This window comes from Neobacillus sp. B24, assembly GCF_055381825.1.
Window position 1 is genome coordinate 1,292,465 of the sequence record NZ_AP035777.1, and the last position, 16,847, is coordinate 1,309,311.

Below are 16,847 nucleotides of genomic sequence, written 5' to 3' on the forward strand. Positions count from 1 at the left end.
TGAATGCATAAAAAAGTCAACATTTTTCCTTTGGAAACAAATATTCAAAAAAACATGGAGAAAACGGGCATTGGCGTGTAAGTTTTGTAAGAGTGGCTAGGGGAGTAAGAACTATATAAGGCGCAAATCCTGCCAATGATGGATATAGGAATTGTATGCTAAACAATTTTTCCATTACGCTTGCCTTGGATATTCTCAACCTTTAATCACCGGGATCATTATAAAATTACCGTAATGGAAAGTAATAGTACGGGGGAAACAGACTTGTTAATCTCTTAGGTTTCTATTCATCCAGAACGTTACAGCTATCACCAATGTCCTTTTGGATATAGACGGACTTCTTCAACATCGATATCACGGTATCGAGTAAAAAACCTGACTCAAACCGCGTATTATTGATATTGCAAGTCAATTAAACTTCCACAAATCGTGCTCGACTTGCAATATCAATAAGAATCATATCGCTTAACCAAATGTATGCTCCATTTAAAAGGTTACCATGACAAAGTTCTCACAATCTTTTAAAAAAGATCAAAGGATTCCAAAACTTTTGGGTGTTTCCAATCAATGCAAACATAGAAAAGGTTTATCAAAAGTATGAATTAAAACTTTAGAAAGGATGAAAATGGGAGACGCATTTTAAGGGGAAGAAGCATGAAACAAAATCAGGGTAGGATAATATTAGAACTATTGGATGAAATAGTTAAAGATTGATAATAAAAAGAAAAAGTAACTTGGAGGAAAATGTCCCCAAGTTATTTTTTATGTGAATTTCCTGCGATTTGTATTTAAGTTGAATTATTGTTGATTTAACCATAGAGAGGTTCCTTTTCGTTTTTGTCCTCCTTCTTTAGAAAATCACCACTCACTTACTTCCTTCCGTATATCTTTAGCACAGAAGACTTAAATAATAGGACTTAATCATCCTAGCAACTATTTCTATAATTAACTTTCTTGTTTTTTTTAGTGTAATACTTTTTAATATAATTTTGCCATAAGCTCCTCTTTTTCATCTCAATATATGTATATTAAAAAAATAAATAATCTGGTTATTTATTGTATCAGGTTAATAAATAGGAGTGAATTGGTTTGTCCATTTTTTAAATAATTTATTGAAAAAATTTTTGGATATTTAAATCGACAATTGGTCATCTTATTAGGGATCTTTTTAAGGTCTATTTATTAAAAACATGGAGGTGAATTATAGATAACCAAAGGACTTAGAAATTGCTCAAGAATTAACTGATTTAAGAACTAAATCATCTACAAAGATAGGCCAATTACCAAGGACAACAACAATCAGGATCAAATGGGGCAACAACAGACTTGGCAACAAAATCAACAACAACAAAATCAGTTAATGCAACAAATAGAGCAATTTGCTAATCAGGCACAAAACCAACTACAACAAAATAACCAACAATAAAAGCAATCAATTCAACAAGCAATTGAGTCTTTAAATCAATGTCTTCAATATGCTCAGTACACAAACACTTAATCAAATCAATCAAGTGTTCAACAGCAATTCAACCAAATGGGAAAAATCAACAAGGGAAACGACAGTCTTGGCAACAAATCTGGAGCAAAATTAGCAACAAAATCAATTACAATAATAATTTAAATTGGCTTTTTTATCACTAATAAAACCCATTGCAGAATTCAGTTAATATACAAAAAGTACAATTTATATCTGATAACAGATAAGGAGCAATTTTATGTACAAGTCTGAGTTAGCAAATATATTTGGTTTTCATGCAAGACACAAACACAAAATTGATACGGAAAACCTAGATAAATATTTTTCAAACCCAATTATTCATAAGCAAATTCATGGAAATAAAGTATATGTTCCATTAGACTCAAATAGATTCTGGCCTAATTACAAAAATTAGGGTAGCCAGCCATAACGGCTGCCTATCCCTCTGGGTTAATATTTCAAAAGTAGTATTTACATTAAAAAAGGGGGGCTAATTAACATTTGACCCTAAACAAAGTGGTTTACAAACTTCTAAGGGCTTTTGCATTTTTTAACGAAAAGAACCATCTGATTTTAGTAATGTACTAAACTAGCCCAAATAAAAAATAAGCACAGACCAAAATGGCATTTTTAATTATAAAGAAATAAAATTGTAACAGGCAACTAGAAGCTAAATTCCCATTTAGCTTCTCACATCACATTCAACCTCAATCAATTCTTGATAAGTATTCGCTTCTGTGGATAACTGTTCCCAATGTTCATATAGTCTTTTAGCTGTTTGATAGTCGTCGAGGTCCACTTTTAAATCTTCCTGTAATTTCTCTTTTAATTTACGGCATGACTCTTCCCATTCATCTAAGCTTTTTAAATCAAAGAGGTTTGAAAACCTCGGTTTCATACTTTCCCAGTGAAAATAAATGTTATTGCACCATTCCAACAAAACTTCACGGTATTGTTTCTGCTCTTCCATTTCCGCACATTTTTCAGATTCAATTTTCATCGCTTCTTCATATAATCTTTTAGCTGTCTGATAGTCATCGAAGTCCACCTTTAAATTTTCCTGTAAATTTAATTCGCTGCATGAACCTTCCCATTCCTTATTCAACAAAACTTCACGGTATTGTTTTTGTTCTTCCGTTTCCATACATTTATCAGATTCAACTTCAATTTCTTCTTGATTAGTATCAGCTTCTCTGTAAAGCAGTTTCCAATGTTCATAAAGGTTTTTAGCTGTCCGATAGTCATTGTGGTCCACTCTTGCCTGTAATTTTTCTTTTAATCGGCGGCATGAACCTTCCCATTCATCTAAGTTTTTTAAATCAAAGAGGTTTGAAAACCTCGGTTTCATACTTTTCCAGTGAAAATAAATATTATTACACCATTCCAACAATTCATCACAGTATTGGTTCTGTTTTTCTATTTCCATAATTATCATCACCCAGACAAATTTATTTTTTAACCATCTTGATTTTTAAGTTTTTTATTTTGAAAATCCCCGGACTAATAAATAAACCGTTTTATTTACCCTTAATCTGAAAGTGTGATTTATTTAAAAATAAAGTACAGTATGTTTTTTAACACATTAGGATAATATCTTAGTTTGTCTCTTGGTAAGATGATAGTTGATTTTTCCAAAAGTAATTTCACAAAAGACACATTTCCCTTTATCCCTCAAAAAACATCCCCTTTAACCATTTTTGTATTTATGATGACCACAATTCTATGCTATGTTCCAGGATTGTCCTAGGACTAGACATTTACCCAAATGTTTCTAAAAAGTATGACGTTTGAAACAAATCACAGAGAGCTATTTGACCTATTTACAAGGTTGTACTGCTAGACTAAAATTAACGGTTTGGGAAAATTTTAAGTATAAAATAAGGTCCGAATGTATTAACATTCTGAAGGATCCAATAGCGAGATTGAGTAAAATACAAAATGTATCAGAATTAGATTTTGAGGAACAGCGATATAAACCATATATTGAGGAGAAGGTGAATGAACTTACCTTGGAAGGTTTCTTAATACCCTAAGAAGGGAATTTACTTAGGCGATAAGTGCCTGAATTAAGAGAGGTCAGCCGAGATAATATGAATCAAGTCTTTCAGAAGGTCAAGGAAAAACCAGCAAGTTTCGATAAGAAAGATTAGAAACGTAAGCTAGGAATTCGGCGAATAACTTTTTTAACCATAAAAAATTATCACCGAGAAGATCGTTTGAAATTATCATTGGTGGAATTATGTCAAGTATTGATGAAAATGGGGTTCCATTATTTCTTATATATATGGTTATCAATTTTTATTTTTGTTTTATTTATTTACCGAGGATTTATGGTTAATAAAATATTTAGGAATTATTGTCCTTTTCCTGCTTGATTCATTGCTTTTTCGATGATTTCTACCACAAACGGATCTCGATTTTCCAACTCATTCAGTGTGACAGACCCATTCATTAAACTGTTGCAAATCTCATTTATATCTTCTTGAACTGAGACTGGAACCAGGTTCCAGATCATCATTTTTTGAAGTTCAGTTGCTACTTTTGTTTCTTGATTCAATAAAAACACAACCTTTCCGGAGATAGTCAATTTAGTGTTGGTTTTTAAAGGTTTTTTATTCACTAGTGACCTTTATTCCCTTTTATTTAGGTTACTAAATTTCCATTCGACTTCTAAAGAAATCTTCAATTATTTCTTCTTTGATTAAAGTTCTTCTTCAACAGGGCACGTTAGTTTAACAAAATAGTAGCAATGGCAATTGCTGAGTAAGTTTTTACACTAAATGAATTCCCATTTGATTTTACAGATATTGAATAAAATGATGTAAAGATGTTTATAGAAAAGGGGCTAAAAATATTAAATAATTTTAAGGGTGAGGAATTTTTAGACTGGGTTAAAAAGCCACACTCAAAAAAATACCAGTCATCCTAAAACAATTAAAAAGATATACTAAAAATGATTAAATTTTATGTTAAACTTTGGTGTGGTATAATGAAAAACTCAAAATTATTTTTACTAACTATACTAATTCTTCCTTTGTTAACTGTACCTTTACTAGGTAGGAGTGCATTAAAAAAATATTTCCCATCTGCAATATTTATGGTTACATCGACAAAAGCATTAGATATATTTGGTGAAAATGAAAAATGGTGGAGATTTTATAAAGGGATCCCCCCTTAACCCTTAAATAGCATGAATTTTTTTTATTTTGGTCCTTACTTGGTCACTAGCCTTTGCCTTTGGATGTTAAAAATGCCTTTGGATGTTAAAAATGACTTTTAGTAAATTTCCATTGTATTTAATTTCTAATACTATACTTCACATTTTATTTACCTTCCTAGGATTAAAATATTTAAAACGTTATAAAATAGCTTCCTTAGTAAAATTAACAAGAATTCAATACATAGCAATTAACTTTTTAAGAGCATTATTTCTTTATGGTTTTCAATACATTAATGATTTTAGTCATAGTAAAAAGCGCTTTTTAACAAATAATCATTGTGAATTTATAGCAAAATGGCGGGAATTTCTATAAACCAAACGGTTGCAGTATATATAAAATCTTATACATATAAAGCTTTACTTTAGCCATTTTTATTTAGAAAGCACTACAGAAAGTAACGGGTGCATTAGTTTAAGATTGAGCTGCCAGTTTGGGGCTTTTTCTTATTGCACTAAAGAAGCAGTTGAATAAAGGTATAAAAAGAATGCCATAGTTTTCATTTTACTTGCTTATTATATAAACAATGACATGAATGTAGGCTTTTTTTCATACTATATTTTTGGGGTGGAAAAATGCCAAGAGTAAGTTACCGAAGTTCAGACGTTGGCTTAATGGCAAGGATGATGAGAGCAGAAGCCGAAGGTGAAGGAAAACAAGGAATGTTATATGTTGGAAATGTAATTGTTAATCGTCTTAAAGCAGATTGTGGAGACTTTAAAGGATTGAGAACAGTTCAACAAGTCATTTTTCAAGTACAAGGAGGAAATTTTTCATTTGAAGCTGTTCAAAAAGGTAATGTATTTTATCAAAGTGCGAGAACTGCTGAAAAAAGATTAGCAAAAAAGAATTTGGATTATTGGAGAGAACACCCAGCGAAATTTGCTCTTTGGTATTTTAATCCACATGCTCCATGCCCTCCAACATGGTACGGTCAACCTTTAACTGGTCAATTTAAAAATCATTGTTATTATGAACCAAAACCTGGAACATGTGATAGTGTTTATAGCGGAGGCTAAGCTTACTCTTTGAGGTAAGCTTTTTACATATTTTCAAAATATTAACATAAAATAAAACTTTTAGTAATAGTATTTATCCAAGAAAGCAAGATTGTGAAATATTGTACTGTGCGAAACGTTTCCTTATAAGTACTTTTGGCAGTGCTCCAATAAATGCTGAAACTGACAATAATCCTGGTTTTCCATCCGATGATGCCATTTCTAACTGGGCTTTAAAGTATGATTTGTATGAAGACTATTTGAGGTCGTTATTCGGATCAATGAGGATTGACGACTTTTTTAAACCTCGTATTGAACCAACTGGATTTAGAAAACACCTATCGGTTTTAAAATCGATTGAAAAAGATGATCGTGTATATTCCGTAACCGTTAGACGACAGTATGAGAATGCTAGTGTTATACAACTTCATATCGATTGGGATGAAGCAAAGGATTTACCAATGGATCTCCATCATCATAATACTTTTGAATTGTTTTTTTGAGAGAACAATATGATTGCCGTCAGGACCGAGCAGGAGGATCATCAGGACATTTTACATACAACTTCATTGTATCCCCACCGTTACCTGACGATATTTCAAAGACGGAATTAGTTTTTAGGGAGTATAGCGACCCCTTTAGGGAAAAACCAACAGGACTTGAAATTGTTATGAATATAAAATAATAAGCAAATAGGTAAAACAACTTAACTTAGATCCGGACGTAAATTAGCCGGATCTTTTTCTTTTTCAACTAACAATGCAGTTTAGTGTAGGAAGAAATTAACTTTTTTGTGGTAAAATATTGGTAAAAAGTTGCATTGGGTTTCCCGACAAATTAGTGAACGTTATCATATGATTCTGTTATTGGAACCTCTTGTTCATAAAATGTTCAGGAAGTGGTAGTGCATATTAATTGAATTTGAAAGCGTTTGCAATTATAATTAAATTGGGTCGGATGGCAAACGTGGCCGTCATGGTATGCAGCGTAGGTGGGGCTGATACTCAACAGGAGCTTATATGCTCTATTTTTTTTGCAGAAAAAATCCACTTTACATTTGAAGAACACAAAGAAAAAAGCCCATTTTAAAACAAATGAGGCTTAAATAGTTGAAACACCTTTATAGTTTTGCGAAATGGCTCACTTTTCACTTGCGAAATACAGATTGCCTAAAGTCAGATACATGTGTTTCTTTATGAACCTTGTTGCACCGGTCACAATAACATATTCTTTTTCCAACTTCCATCCCTGGCTGTGTCCCCCTTTTTCAAATGAATTTACCAAAACCTATTAGGGTTTGACCAAAAATCATCTTGATCTGATTCCTTAGGAATTATCCTGTATTCCAAAGTAGCTGGCAAGCTGTTTCTGATTCCCTCGATAAATGCTTCGGCAGCTTTTTCATTATCAAAAAACACTTCTTTTTCCCCAATGATTGTATTTTTAAACTCAATTTCCTGGCCATCTCGTTCAAAGGCTTTAACGATAAATTTCATGTTATAACCATTCCCTTCCCTTCTCCTCCATTCAATAAAACAACAACCTTAAAAGGACTTGTTCACTTATAGGTAGACAAAGCCATCTAAAAGAATGGCTACGGAAAATGGACATTTTTTTTACCTCAATATATATATATATTCTATATTCCATACTGACCAAAAATGGGAATACAAAAAGAGTCGGGGAAAATAGTTTTTATAGGAGGAGCTGCTATTTTTGATATTAATTATCTTCGCCTCTGAACAGCCTCTTTTAAACTTTGAATGATAAATTCTTCTTGTGTACTCGTTTTATCATTTTTCACTCATTAGATCACTTACGGTACCAAGTCGGTATCCTTTTTCCTTAATACCTTTTATCATATCTTCTAGCCCTTCTGCAACGGGCTTTGTTGGATGCATAAGAACCATCGAGCCATTATCTACATTTGTGATAATACGACTTACCATTTCTGATGCTGAAGGCTTTTTCCAATCTACTGTGTCAACTGTCCACAAAATAGTTCTCATATGAAGGTCATTTGCAACTTGAACGGTAACTTGGTTGAAACTTCCGCTGGGCGGTGCGAACCACTTCGGTTTTATGCCTATGGTTTCTTCAATGAGAGCATTCGTCTTTTCTAACTCTTGTATGGTATCACTTTTAGAGCGCTTCTTAAGATCAGGATGACTATAAGCATGATTTCCAATTTCATGGCCTTCCCGATAGATCATCTTAGCTAGGTCAGGATTCTTTTTAACCCAGCTACCATCGAAAAAAAATGTCGCCTTGACCTTGGATTCCTTTAGTGTGGTAAGGATCGTTGGAATGTACTCATTACCCCAAGCAACATTTATTAATAACGCCACCATAGGCTTTTCTGGATTCCCTTTATAAATCGGGTTGGGTGCTAGATTTTCTAAATGGACATTTGGAGGTTTTTCCTTATAAACAACTTTGTTTTTGTGAAAATTACCATCTGATTTCATTTTTTTATAACTAGATTCAATATCTACATCCAATCCATTGTATCCAGGTATTGCCTTCCACACTCTATCGACTTTTGCATCAATCGGTTCAATTTTATGTGCCTCTCTATAAGCTTTAATTTCTTTGTAAAGTTCATCATTTTTCCCTTTTAAGGCTGCTGTACCAGAACCAATAGTATTAAATGGTCCAATAAGATCCGTAAGTGTTAAAATGAAAGTACTTAAAAACACTATTAATATTAGCGAATTTTTTTTCCTCATAAAACTCCTCCGCAATATAACCTAATAATTTTAAAATACCCATCAACAATAGACTTATGTAATTTTAAAAAACAATCATATCACTAATCTTATAGGCTTATTATTCCTATCCTATTAACTACAGCGTAGGAAAAATCGGCTTTCTTCATGTCTATATTGCTTAGCGTATGTTTCCACGTTTGTTGTTGGGACTCTCAATAAAAAATTATTTACCTTTAATTAAGGATGTTATTAAACCCACAGAGGTAATAGCTATACATGAATAAATGAAGGTATCTAATTTTAATAAAGCCAGACCTGCTAACACAATAATTCCATCTATCTTTTTCTCAGCCATAAACGCATGTTGAGGAAATTCACCAGGATGGTTCTTTTTTTTGTGGTTAAAATGTTGTCCTCGTGCCATTTGCAACACTCCTTTCGTATTCGCAAGTAGCATTCCCAATCATAAGATAAATCATTACCGGGATGAACAACAACTTTGTTATGATAACATTGTGACTATGCTTAATAAGGGGGACGAAAAATGGATATGTTTCATATTGTCTCAGAAGAACGAATCAAAAAAGCATATAAAGATGGAGAATTTGACAATCTTAAGGGTTTTGGTAAGCCGCTTGAGCTTGAGGATCTATCAGGCATACCGGAAGAATTACGGATGGTGTATAAAATTCTAAAAAACTCTGGTTACTCGGAGGAAGAAAGTCATTTGCGCAAAGAAATGATGACGATTGAAGATCTAATTAAAAAATGTGATGACAGCGGTGAAAAAGAAAACCTTGTCCGAAAAATGAATGAAAAGCTGCTTCGTTATAATCAACTAATGTCCAAGCGAGGTGCAAAAACAAATTCCGCATTATTCAAAAATAACGAATTAAAAATCCAGAACAAATTAAAATAACAAGTATAGTAAATAAAATAGAAAAAGCTGTGCGAAGGAGGGTAAGTTATTCCTCGCCAGCTTTTTCTTCTGATTGTGCCGGCTTGCACATCCGGTCAAGCATAAAGCCAGCGAACACCATAAACGCAATGGGAATAGCAAAGTTTAGAACATGTATGACAGTCATATTATATGTCACCTCCAAATTATTAGAAAATTAATAATATTAAGTATATTTTTATGTTGTTAATATTATATTCTATTTGTCACATTTTAGACAAATATTTTTATATATAGAACCCACGGGGACGGTTCTGGTGGCTCCTTGGGGACTTGTTAATCCATTTATATAAAAATTTTCTAAAAAGAAGGAGATTTCGACTGAAATCTCCTTCTTTCTTTTTTAACTTTCTATTTATCGAAAATAGCAAGAGCTGACTTTTGTAAAGGTTTGACAGATTATGTCTAAACATTGGGGTCGGTATTTTGAAAATATTGACAAAAACTAACACAATGTTAGGAAGGAACTAGTTATAATGTACTTATTACATAGTCAAATATGATAAAAGCCCTAGCTAAAAAGACAGAGATTGCCATGGCCTTTAGTCGTAGAAAAACAGAAAAGGGCAAACCTGTTGAAAAACAGGGACGCAAAGCTTGCGGGTCTAAGGTAAGTGACAGGATTACTAGGATGGCCGAGCTGCCTGGAATACGCTGGTATTTTGGGAGGAATATAAAATGAGTATGGTGAATGGGCAAATGCAAAAGATTGACAAGGAATGGCTAGCACTTATCTTGGAAGCGAAGGAACTAGGATTATCGGTAGACGAGGTGCGGGATTTCCTCAGTGGAAACAAGGGAGCGGATCTGCCCGTCAAAAAAGCATCCTACAAAAATTAATTTTTTGTAGGATGCTTTTTTTTGTTAATTCTTCCCTTGATTATTCTTCCACTGGGTAAATTCCAAGAACTCGCGGAATTGGTCTTTGGAAACACCAGAAGTCATCGCTTCCTTAACGAGATTCATCCAATCACTATCCAAATCGGACTTATCAACCTGTTCATGAATTAAATGTTCAACCGGAATATTTAAGACTGCTGCAATCTTTTCGAGAAACTGAATTGATGGATTCTTTTGCAGGTTTCTTTCAAGAGAGCTTAAATATGATTTCGCAACTCCTGCTTGTTCAGCAAGTTCAGACAGTGACATCCTTTTCTCTTGGCGAAATTTTTTTACGCGGTCACCTATCATAGAGCCTCACACACCTATATAAATAATTTATATGTTTATTCTACCAAAAAGAATAAATAAGCACCATATTAAGAACGTATCATTATGATAAAAAAACGAACTTTATGGCACGTATAAAAAAAATTTTCCCAATGTCAAAGTATTTTTGAAAAAAATACTGTATAGAGTTAATATAAGAAGTGTTGCATTTTATATTTAATATCTTAATATGCACCATTATGTTCATTATATATAAAATTAATTCAAAAGGCGGGGAACTTACATGATCGTGCTTAAATCACAACGTGAAATTGAGGCCATGAAAAAGGCTGGAGAAATCCTGGCTGCCTGTCATAAGGAAATTGCAAAGTTAATCAAACCAGGTGTAACGACTTGGGAAATTGATCAATTTGTTGAGGAATTCCTGCGGAAGCACAATGCGACACCGGAGCAAAAGGGGTACAAGGGCTATGAATACGCCACCTGCGCTAGCATTAATGATGAAATCTGCCACGGTTTTCCGCGAAAAGAACCATTAAAAGAAGGCGATATCGTCACCATTGATATGGTTGTTAATTACAATGGGGCCCTGGCTGATTCTGCTTGGTCTTATGCAGTCGGTGAGGTTACAGATCAAACGGAACATCTCCTAAATGTAACGAAAGAAGCGTTATATCGGGGAATTGCCCAAGCTGTGCCTGGAAACCGAATCGGGGATATCGGACACGCGATTCAAACCTATGTGGAGGGGGAGGGACTGTCGGTAGTCCGCGATTTTATCGGTCACGGCATCGGCTCAGTAATCCACGAAAAGCCGGATGTGCCTCATTATGGCTTGCCTGGCAAAGGACCGCGAATTAAGGAAGGCATGGTATTTACAATCGAACCGATGGTCAATATCGGCATGTTATTCACAAAAATGGACGAAAACGGTTGGACCGCCAGAACGGTTGACGGCACGTATTCGGCACAATATGAACACACCATTGCCATTTCAAAAGACGGCCCGGTCATTTTAACAGACCAAGATGAAAAGTAAAAAAACAGATCGCGAGGATCTGTTTTTTATTTTTTTCGTAAACTCCCTAATTCCTCTGCCAGTGCCTGCATTTCACTTGGGCTGAAGGAATTTTTCCGTTGCACCATTTCATAAATTTCCTTTAACTCTTCATACATTTCTTCGTCAAAGTGGGACGGCTTGATTGCACCGAAATTTAACACTTTTAACTTTTCTTTAATTTGCTCAATCATATACTCGACATTTTCAATTGATTTCTGCGTCAAATCCATTTTCGGTCATCCTTTCCGAATTCATATGTTCATCTTTTCATGTAAGCAAAAACATGTCAATACTTTGCCTGTGATAATAGTGTTTACTAAAAATTAAAACGGGTAGACTTGCATAGGAACCAAAGATAAAGCAAAATAAATGAAGGACAACTATTATTGGTAAGATTTTCATAAATTTTTACATAAAGCTAAGGAGACGTTAAAATGACTAGGAAAAATCAATTTTGGAAGGGAATGTTTTTCGGCGCGCTTGCCGGTGGAGTCGTTACTCTTCTCGATAAAGATACTCGTGAGGCGATGAAGGAAAATGTGAAAAAGGTATCGGGAGTAGTATCTGATGTAGTCCGGAATCCTGGTGAAATGGCTGATAAAGTGAAAGGAACCGCCGCTAAATTAAAGACTACCTTCGAACAAGTTGGGGAGGATATTTCCTTCATTGTTGAAAAGGTGGATGAATTGCGGGAGTTAACACCAAAGGTGACCGATGCAATTAAGGAAACGAAGGATACCTTGAGTACAGACGATCAACTTTTGGAAGAACTGCTTGAAGAAAAAGAATATCGGTAAATCTATTCAAATTACAATAAATCAGAGGTGAGGGGATGAAGGACAAAGGAAATATCCGCTCGTCATTGCTGCGGATGCTTTGGCACCGAATTGATGAGGATGATCTTCCAGGAATGAGTGCCCAACTGGCTTATTATTTTCTTCTTTCACTTTTTCCACTATTAATTGTTATGTTTTCTTTACTTCCGTATTTGCCAATTCATGAACATGATATGCTTGGAATGATCCGCGGCTTTGCCCCAGAAGAAGCAATGCAGTTAATTGAAAAAAACGTTAGTGAAATCATGAGTCATCGTCATGGAGGACTGCTCTCATTCGGGGTTATCGGAACAATATGGTCTGCCTCCAATGGAATTAACGCGATTGTTAAAGCCTTCAACAAAGCCTACAATGTGAAGGAAAGCCGCTCATTTATCGTTTCGCGGGGGATGGCGATTCTCCTTACGTTTGGGATGATTCTCGTTTTTATAGTCGCCATTATATTGCCTGTGTTTGGCAGGGAAATCGGTGTATACTTGTTCGCTCAATTTGGCTATTCTGATGAATTTATTCGGCTCTGGAATACCATTAGCGTAGCGGTGAGTGCCGTCATTTTATTTCTCATTTTTACTGGTCTGTACTGGATTGCGCCAAATGTAAAACTTCGCTGCCGCAGTGCGTTTCCTGGCGCCATTTTTGCCACAATCGGCTGGATTGTTTCTTCGCTTTGTTTATCTTTCTATTTAGGAAATTTCAGCACCTATACTGTCACATATGGAAGTATCGGGGCAATCATCGTATTAATGGTATGGCTGTACATTTCGGCATTCATCATCATTTTAGGCGGGGAAATCAACGCTTTTTATACCGAAGAGAACAAGTCCAACTGCTAATAGTTACCTTTATGTAATTGCTGCTGTCGGTCCAAACTAGGATAGAGGGGTCCACGCTCCTCAAGTAAAGCAGGGAGGTTTGGACAATGACCAAGCATACAAAAAAAGATGGCAGCACGAAGCAGAAAAGCAAGGGTGCTAAAGGGAACAAAACATCAGGATCTGCAAACGGGTCCAACAGCTACCACTAAATAAAAATGGAAAAAAAGACCGGGTGAACGCTCACCCGGTCTTATTTCAATAATCTAAGGCTATTAAGGATAACAAGGATCGTACTGCCTTCATGGCCAATGACCCCAAACGGCAAGTCAATCGATTGGAAGAAGTTCGAAGAAATCAACACCATAATGACAGTAATCGAAAAAATAACATTTTGCTTGATAATTTTGTTCATTCGCTGTGATAAGTGGATAGCTTCGGCGATCCGCGGCAGGTCATTTTTCATAAGGACAACGTCCGCCGTTTCCAACGCAACATCTGTGCCTTCGCCCATCGCAATTCCGACATTTGCCATCGCTAGTGCCGGTGCATCGTTAATCCCATCACCGACCATTGCCACTGTTTTATATTTCTCTTTTAATTGCTTCAAGTGTTCCACTTTTGTTTCTGGCAAACATTCAGCAAAATGCTCATCGACATGGCTTTCGGCAGCAATTGCTTTGGCAGTATTTTTGCTGTCACCAGTGAGCATGACGGTGCGAATGCCTTTCTTCTTTAAATGGTCAATGGCAAGCTTCGTTTCTTCACGAACGACATCCTTTAAGGCAATCACTGCACTTAGCTCACCGTTAATCTCAATAAAGACGAGGGTATTGCCCGCTGCAGCCAAATCCTTGGATTTTCCACCGGCAAATTGCTCGGCATTGTCCTTGCCAACAAATGCCGCTTTCCCGATCTTCCACTGTTGTCCGTTAATGACTGCTTTTACACCCCAGCCAGGGACATCCTCCAAACTATCGGGATAAAACAGTTCTTTTGTGCCGGCTGCTTTCGCATATTTCACTATCGCTTGAGCGAGCGGGTGGTTTGAATGACTTTCAATTGATGCGGCCTTCCAAACCAAATCCGATCGGTCGAGTCCATCCTTTACTAAAACATCAGTGACCTCTGGTTTACCTTTAGTCAACGTCCCAGTTTTATCAAAGGCAATTGCGCCCAAATGGCCCAAATTTTCAAGGTGGACACCGCCCTTGACGAGAATCCCATGCCTCGCTCCGTTTGAAATCGCTGACAAGGTAGCGGGCATAATTGAAGCAACAAGCGCGCATGGTGAGGCAACCACCAGTAAAATCATAGCCCGATAAAAGGCCTCATGCCAGCTCCAGCCAAACAAAAACACTGGGAGGAAGAACATGGCGAAGACCACAAGCAGGACAACCTTTACATAAGTTCCTTCAAAGCGTTCAATAAACTGCTGCGAAGGTGATTTTTCACTTTGCGCAGATTGCACCAATTGAATGATTTTTTGGAACAAGGTATCGCTGCTTTCCTTTGAAACTTCAACAGTGATGGAGCCGGTCATGTTAACTGTCCCGGCGAAGACTTCCTCCTGGGTGCTTTTGGAAACGGGCATTGATTCACCGGTAATGGCTGCTTCATCGATATTAGTGTGTCCCTTGATGATGACACCATCTGATGGGATCCGCTCACCCGGTTTAATTAAAATCTGGTCGCCCACCCGCAGCTCGGTTACAGATACACGCTTTTCATTCCCGTTGCTAATCAACCATGCTTCTTCAGGTTGCAGCTTCATTAATGATGAAATTTCCTTATGGCTTTTATTCATCGTGTATGTCTCGAGGGCACCACTGACAGCAAATATAAAAATTAAAATGGCGCCTTCTGTCCAATAACCGATAATCGCTGACCCGATGGCTGCAAAGACCATCAGCATCTCCACGTTCAATTCCTTGTTTTCATAAGTGGCCTCAACGCCTTCCTTGGCTTTGGCAAAACCGCCAATAACAAACGCCAGCAGATAGGCAATAATCGAATCGGCCCCTTGACCATATTTATCGAGCAGCCAGCCGGCAAGGATGAAAACTCCGCTTAATCCCGCAGCTATCAGTTCAGCATATGGTTTAATTTTTTCAAAAAAACTCACCTTTTGGATACTTTTTGTTAGTGCCTTTGTTTCTGAAACCATGGTTTCTCCCCCCTAATTGAGAAAAATAATCAAAATCACAACCCCTAAAAAACACGAAAGCTGTCATCGAAAGTGATGACAGCAGTTTTCCTTTGAGCAAATATTATTATTTTGTTATGTTTATTTTACCATACATATTATGCCAGTGGTATGATTTTGCCTCTAAGATTTGCTTCGTTCGACGACAATGACGGCTTTTTTTCCAAACATAAAGATGAAAGCCGAAACAGCGAGGAGCAGGACACTGATAATGTAGAAAAAGCTGACATTCTGAAAAAATTTAATAAACAATCCCCCGATAATCGGTCCGCATAAGCTTCCCATGCTAAAAAAGATACCGCAGAGCAAATTTCCGGTCGGAAGCAGATCCCTTGGCATCAAGTCGGCCATGTAACTGATTCCCAGCGAGAAGGTAGAGCCGACCACCATTCCGGAAATTAGGATGGCAGCAGCCAAGCTAATTACAGAATGCTCTAAGAAACTAGCTGCCGTAAAACTACAAAATCCTAAAGAGAGCACTGTCATTAACACGTTTCGGCGTCCGTATTGGTCGCTCATCATCCCTAAAGGTAGCTGTGTGATAATACTCCCGATAGCAAAAGCCGACAAAACAACCGAAACACTAGAAACATCAAGATCCCGCCTTAATGCATAAACGGGGAAGCTCCCGTTTAAAGATGATTCCAAAAATCCATAGACAAGCGGCGGTAAAAACGCGACCCAGCCATATTTCATGGCTCTTCCGAATTGTTTAATCGTCGCCAGAAACGAATTGATTTTCACTTCTTGTTCCGGCAGTTCATTATTTAACGTAAAAACAAACACCCAACCGGCCAAGCAAAGGATTGAGGAGATGATAAATGGCAGGGCCTCATTTACATCGACAAGCGGGGTCATCAACGGACCTGCCGCAAAGCCAATGCCAAAAAATAACCCGTAAAGGGAAATATTCCGCCCCCGTTTTTCAGGCGTGGAGAAGGAGGTAATCCACGTTTGGGTTGCAAAGTGCAGAGCATGGTCGCCGATTCCAATTACCAGCCGCAAGACAAACCAAAACCAAAATGATTTCCATAGTGGAAATAAGGCCAGTGAGACAATGACGAGCCCTCCGCCGATTATGATGACTGGTTTATAGCCATATTTTCTGAGTGGCTGTTCCATAAATGGAGATACTAGCAGTATCCCAATATAAAGGGCGGTCGCATTTAAACCATTTAACGAGGAAGATAAGCCGCCTTTTTCAAAAATCACTGCAATCAACGGCAGAAGCATCCCTTGCGAAAAACCGGAAACTGCTACAATACTCACGAGAATCCAGAATCGAAGCTGATTTTTATTCATTAACTTTCCCCAATTCAAAATTAGTTTCAAACCTGATGGTATCTCAAAATCTTCCATCCATGCAAGAAAAATGTTGCTTCCTTACAGGCCAAATGGTAA

At 36.6% G+C, this 16,847-nt stretch carries 17 protein-coding genes and 1 riboswitch; of the genes, 8 read left to right on the top strand and 9 right to left on the bottom strand.

The features are described from left to right. Positions 1–2,159 precede the first annotated feature (2,159 nt). Entirely contained in the window at positions 2,160–2,903 is a 744-nt protein-coding gene (locus tag ACZ43M_RS06370; RefSeq protein WP_464506572.1) for a hypothetical protein, read from the bottom strand. Between the two features lie 927 nt (positions 2,904–3,830). Further along, complete coding sequence (locus ACZ43M_RS06375) at positions 3,831–4,034, bottom strand: hypothetical protein (RefSeq protein ID WP_464506573.1); 204 nt, start codon at positions 4,032–4,034, stop codon at positions 3,831–3,833. A 432-nt stretch (positions 4,035–4,466) separates the two neighbouring features. Here ACZ43M_RS06375 and ACZ43M_RS06380 point away from each other — a divergent pair, with 432 nt between their 5' ends. The 3 genes from ACZ43M_RS06380 to ACZ43M_RS06390 all read left to right on the top strand — a co-directional run bounded on the left by ACZ43M_RS06380 (position 4,467) and on the right by ACZ43M_RS06390 (position 6,196). Next, positions 4,467–4,655 (top strand): hypothetical protein, encoded by a 189-nt coding sequence (locus tag ACZ43M_RS06380; RefSeq protein WP_464506574.1) that lies wholly within the window; start codon positions 4,467–4,469, stop codon positions 4,653–4,655. Positions 4,656–5,270: 615 nt separating this feature from the next. Then, positions 5,271–5,714 (top strand): cell wall hydrolase, encoded by a 444-nt coding sequence (locus tag ACZ43M_RS06385; protein WP_464506575.1) that lies wholly within the window; start codon positions 5,271–5,273, stop codon positions 5,712–5,714. Between the two features lie 101 nt (positions 5,715–5,815). Beyond that, the gene (locus ACZ43M_RS06390; RefSeq protein ID WP_464506576.1) at positions 5,816–6,196 is read left to right on the top strand and encodes a hypothetical protein; all 381 of its coding nucleotides are present in this window, start codon (positions 5,816–5,818) and stop codon (positions 6,194–6,196) included. A 774-nt stretch (positions 6,197–6,970) separates the two neighbouring features. Here ACZ43M_RS06390 and ACZ43M_RS06395 read toward each other — a convergent pair. From ACZ43M_RS06395 to ACZ43M_RS06405, 3 genes are all read right to left on the bottom strand, one after another. Continuing rightward, entirely contained in the window at positions 6,971–7,189 is a 219-nt protein-coding gene (locus ACZ43M_RS06395; protein ID WP_464506578.1) for a hypothetical protein, read from the bottom strand. 297 nt (positions 7,190–7,486) lie between these two features. Further along, a complete protein-coding gene (locus ACZ43M_RS06400; RefSeq protein ID WP_464506579.1) occupies positions 7,487–8,422 on the bottom strand; it encodes a polysaccharide deacetylase family protein in 936 nt (311 codons plus the stop codon). 205 nt (positions 8,423–8,627) lie between these two features. Further along, positions 8,628–8,828, bottom strand: coding sequence for a hypothetical protein (locus tag ACZ43M_RS06405; protein ID WP_464506580.1), 201 nt, complete (start codon positions 8,826–8,828; stop codon positions 8,628–8,630). 120 nt (positions 8,829–8,948) lie between these two features. Here ACZ43M_RS06405 and ACZ43M_RS06410 point away from each other — a divergent pair, with 120 nt between their 5' ends. After that, a complete protein-coding gene (locus tag ACZ43M_RS06410; RefSeq protein ID WP_464506581.1) occupies positions 8,949–9,323 on the top strand; it encodes a DnaJ family domain-containing protein in 375 nt (124 codons plus the stop codon). A gap of 594 nt (positions 9,324–9,917) precedes the next feature. Further along, positions 9,918–10,010: riboswitch (cyclic di-GMP riboswitch) on the top strand. A gap of 30 nt (positions 10,011–10,040) precedes the next feature. Continuing rightward, positions 10,041–10,202 (top strand): anti-repressor SinI family protein, encoded by a 162-nt coding sequence (locus ACZ43M_RS06415; RefSeq protein WP_464506582.1) that lies wholly within the window; start codon positions 10,041–10,043, stop codon positions 10,200–10,202. Positions 10,203–10,226: 24 nt separating this feature from the next. Here ACZ43M_RS06415 and ACZ43M_RS06420 read toward each other — a convergent pair whose 3' ends face one another. After that, complete coding sequence (locus ACZ43M_RS06420; RefSeq protein ID WP_464506583.1) at positions 10,227–10,553, bottom strand: helix-turn-helix domain-containing protein; 327 nt, start codon at positions 10,551–10,553, stop codon at positions 10,227–10,229. A gap of 262 nt (positions 10,554–10,815) precedes the next feature. Here ACZ43M_RS06420 and map point away from each other — a divergent pair, with 262 nt between their 5' ends. Continuing rightward, positions 10,816–11,571, top strand: a complete 756-nt coding sequence (map, locus tag ACZ43M_RS06425) for a type I methionyl aminopeptidase (RefSeq protein ID WP_464506584.1) — start codon at positions 10,816–10,818, stop codon at positions 11,569–11,571. A gap of 26 nt (positions 11,572–11,597) precedes the next feature. Here the strand turns inward: map and ACZ43M_RS06430 are convergent, their stop codons facing one another. Continuing rightward, positions 11,598–11,822, bottom strand: coding sequence for a DUF1128 domain-containing protein (locus ACZ43M_RS06430; RefSeq protein ID WP_464506585.1), 225 nt, complete (start codon positions 11,820–11,822; stop codon positions 11,598–11,600). Between the two features lie 204 nt (positions 11,823–12,026). Here ACZ43M_RS06430 and ACZ43M_RS06435 point away from each other — a divergent pair, with 204 nt between their 5' ends. Next, entirely contained in the window at positions 12,027–12,389 is a 363-nt protein-coding gene (locus tag ACZ43M_RS06435; protein ID WP_464506586.1) for a YtxH domain-containing protein, read from the top strand. A 35-nt stretch (positions 12,390–12,424) separates the two neighbouring features. Beyond that, positions 12,425–13,261 (top strand): YihY/virulence factor BrkB family protein, encoded by an 837-nt coding sequence (locus ACZ43M_RS06440; protein WP_464506587.1) that lies wholly within the window; start codon positions 12,425–12,427, stop codon positions 13,259–13,261. A gap of 232 nt (positions 13,262–13,493) precedes the next feature. Here the strand turns inward: ACZ43M_RS06440 and ACZ43M_RS06445 are convergent, their stop codons facing one another. Both ACZ43M_RS06445 and ACZ43M_RS06450 read right to left on the bottom strand, forming a co-directional pair. Continuing rightward, positions 13,494–15,407 carry a heavy metal translocating P-type ATPase gene (locus ACZ43M_RS06445; protein WP_464506588.1) on the bottom strand — a complete coding sequence of 638 codons (1,914 nt, stop codon included), beginning with the start codon at positions 15,405–15,407 and terminating at the stop codon, positions 13,494–13,496. 162 nt (positions 15,408–15,569) lie between these two features. Continuing rightward, positions 15,570–16,748, bottom strand: a complete 1,179-nt coding sequence (locus ACZ43M_RS06450) for an MFS transporter (protein ID WP_464506589.1) — start codon at positions 16,746–16,748, stop codon at positions 15,570–15,572. Positions 16,749–16,847 lie beyond the last annotated feature (99 nt).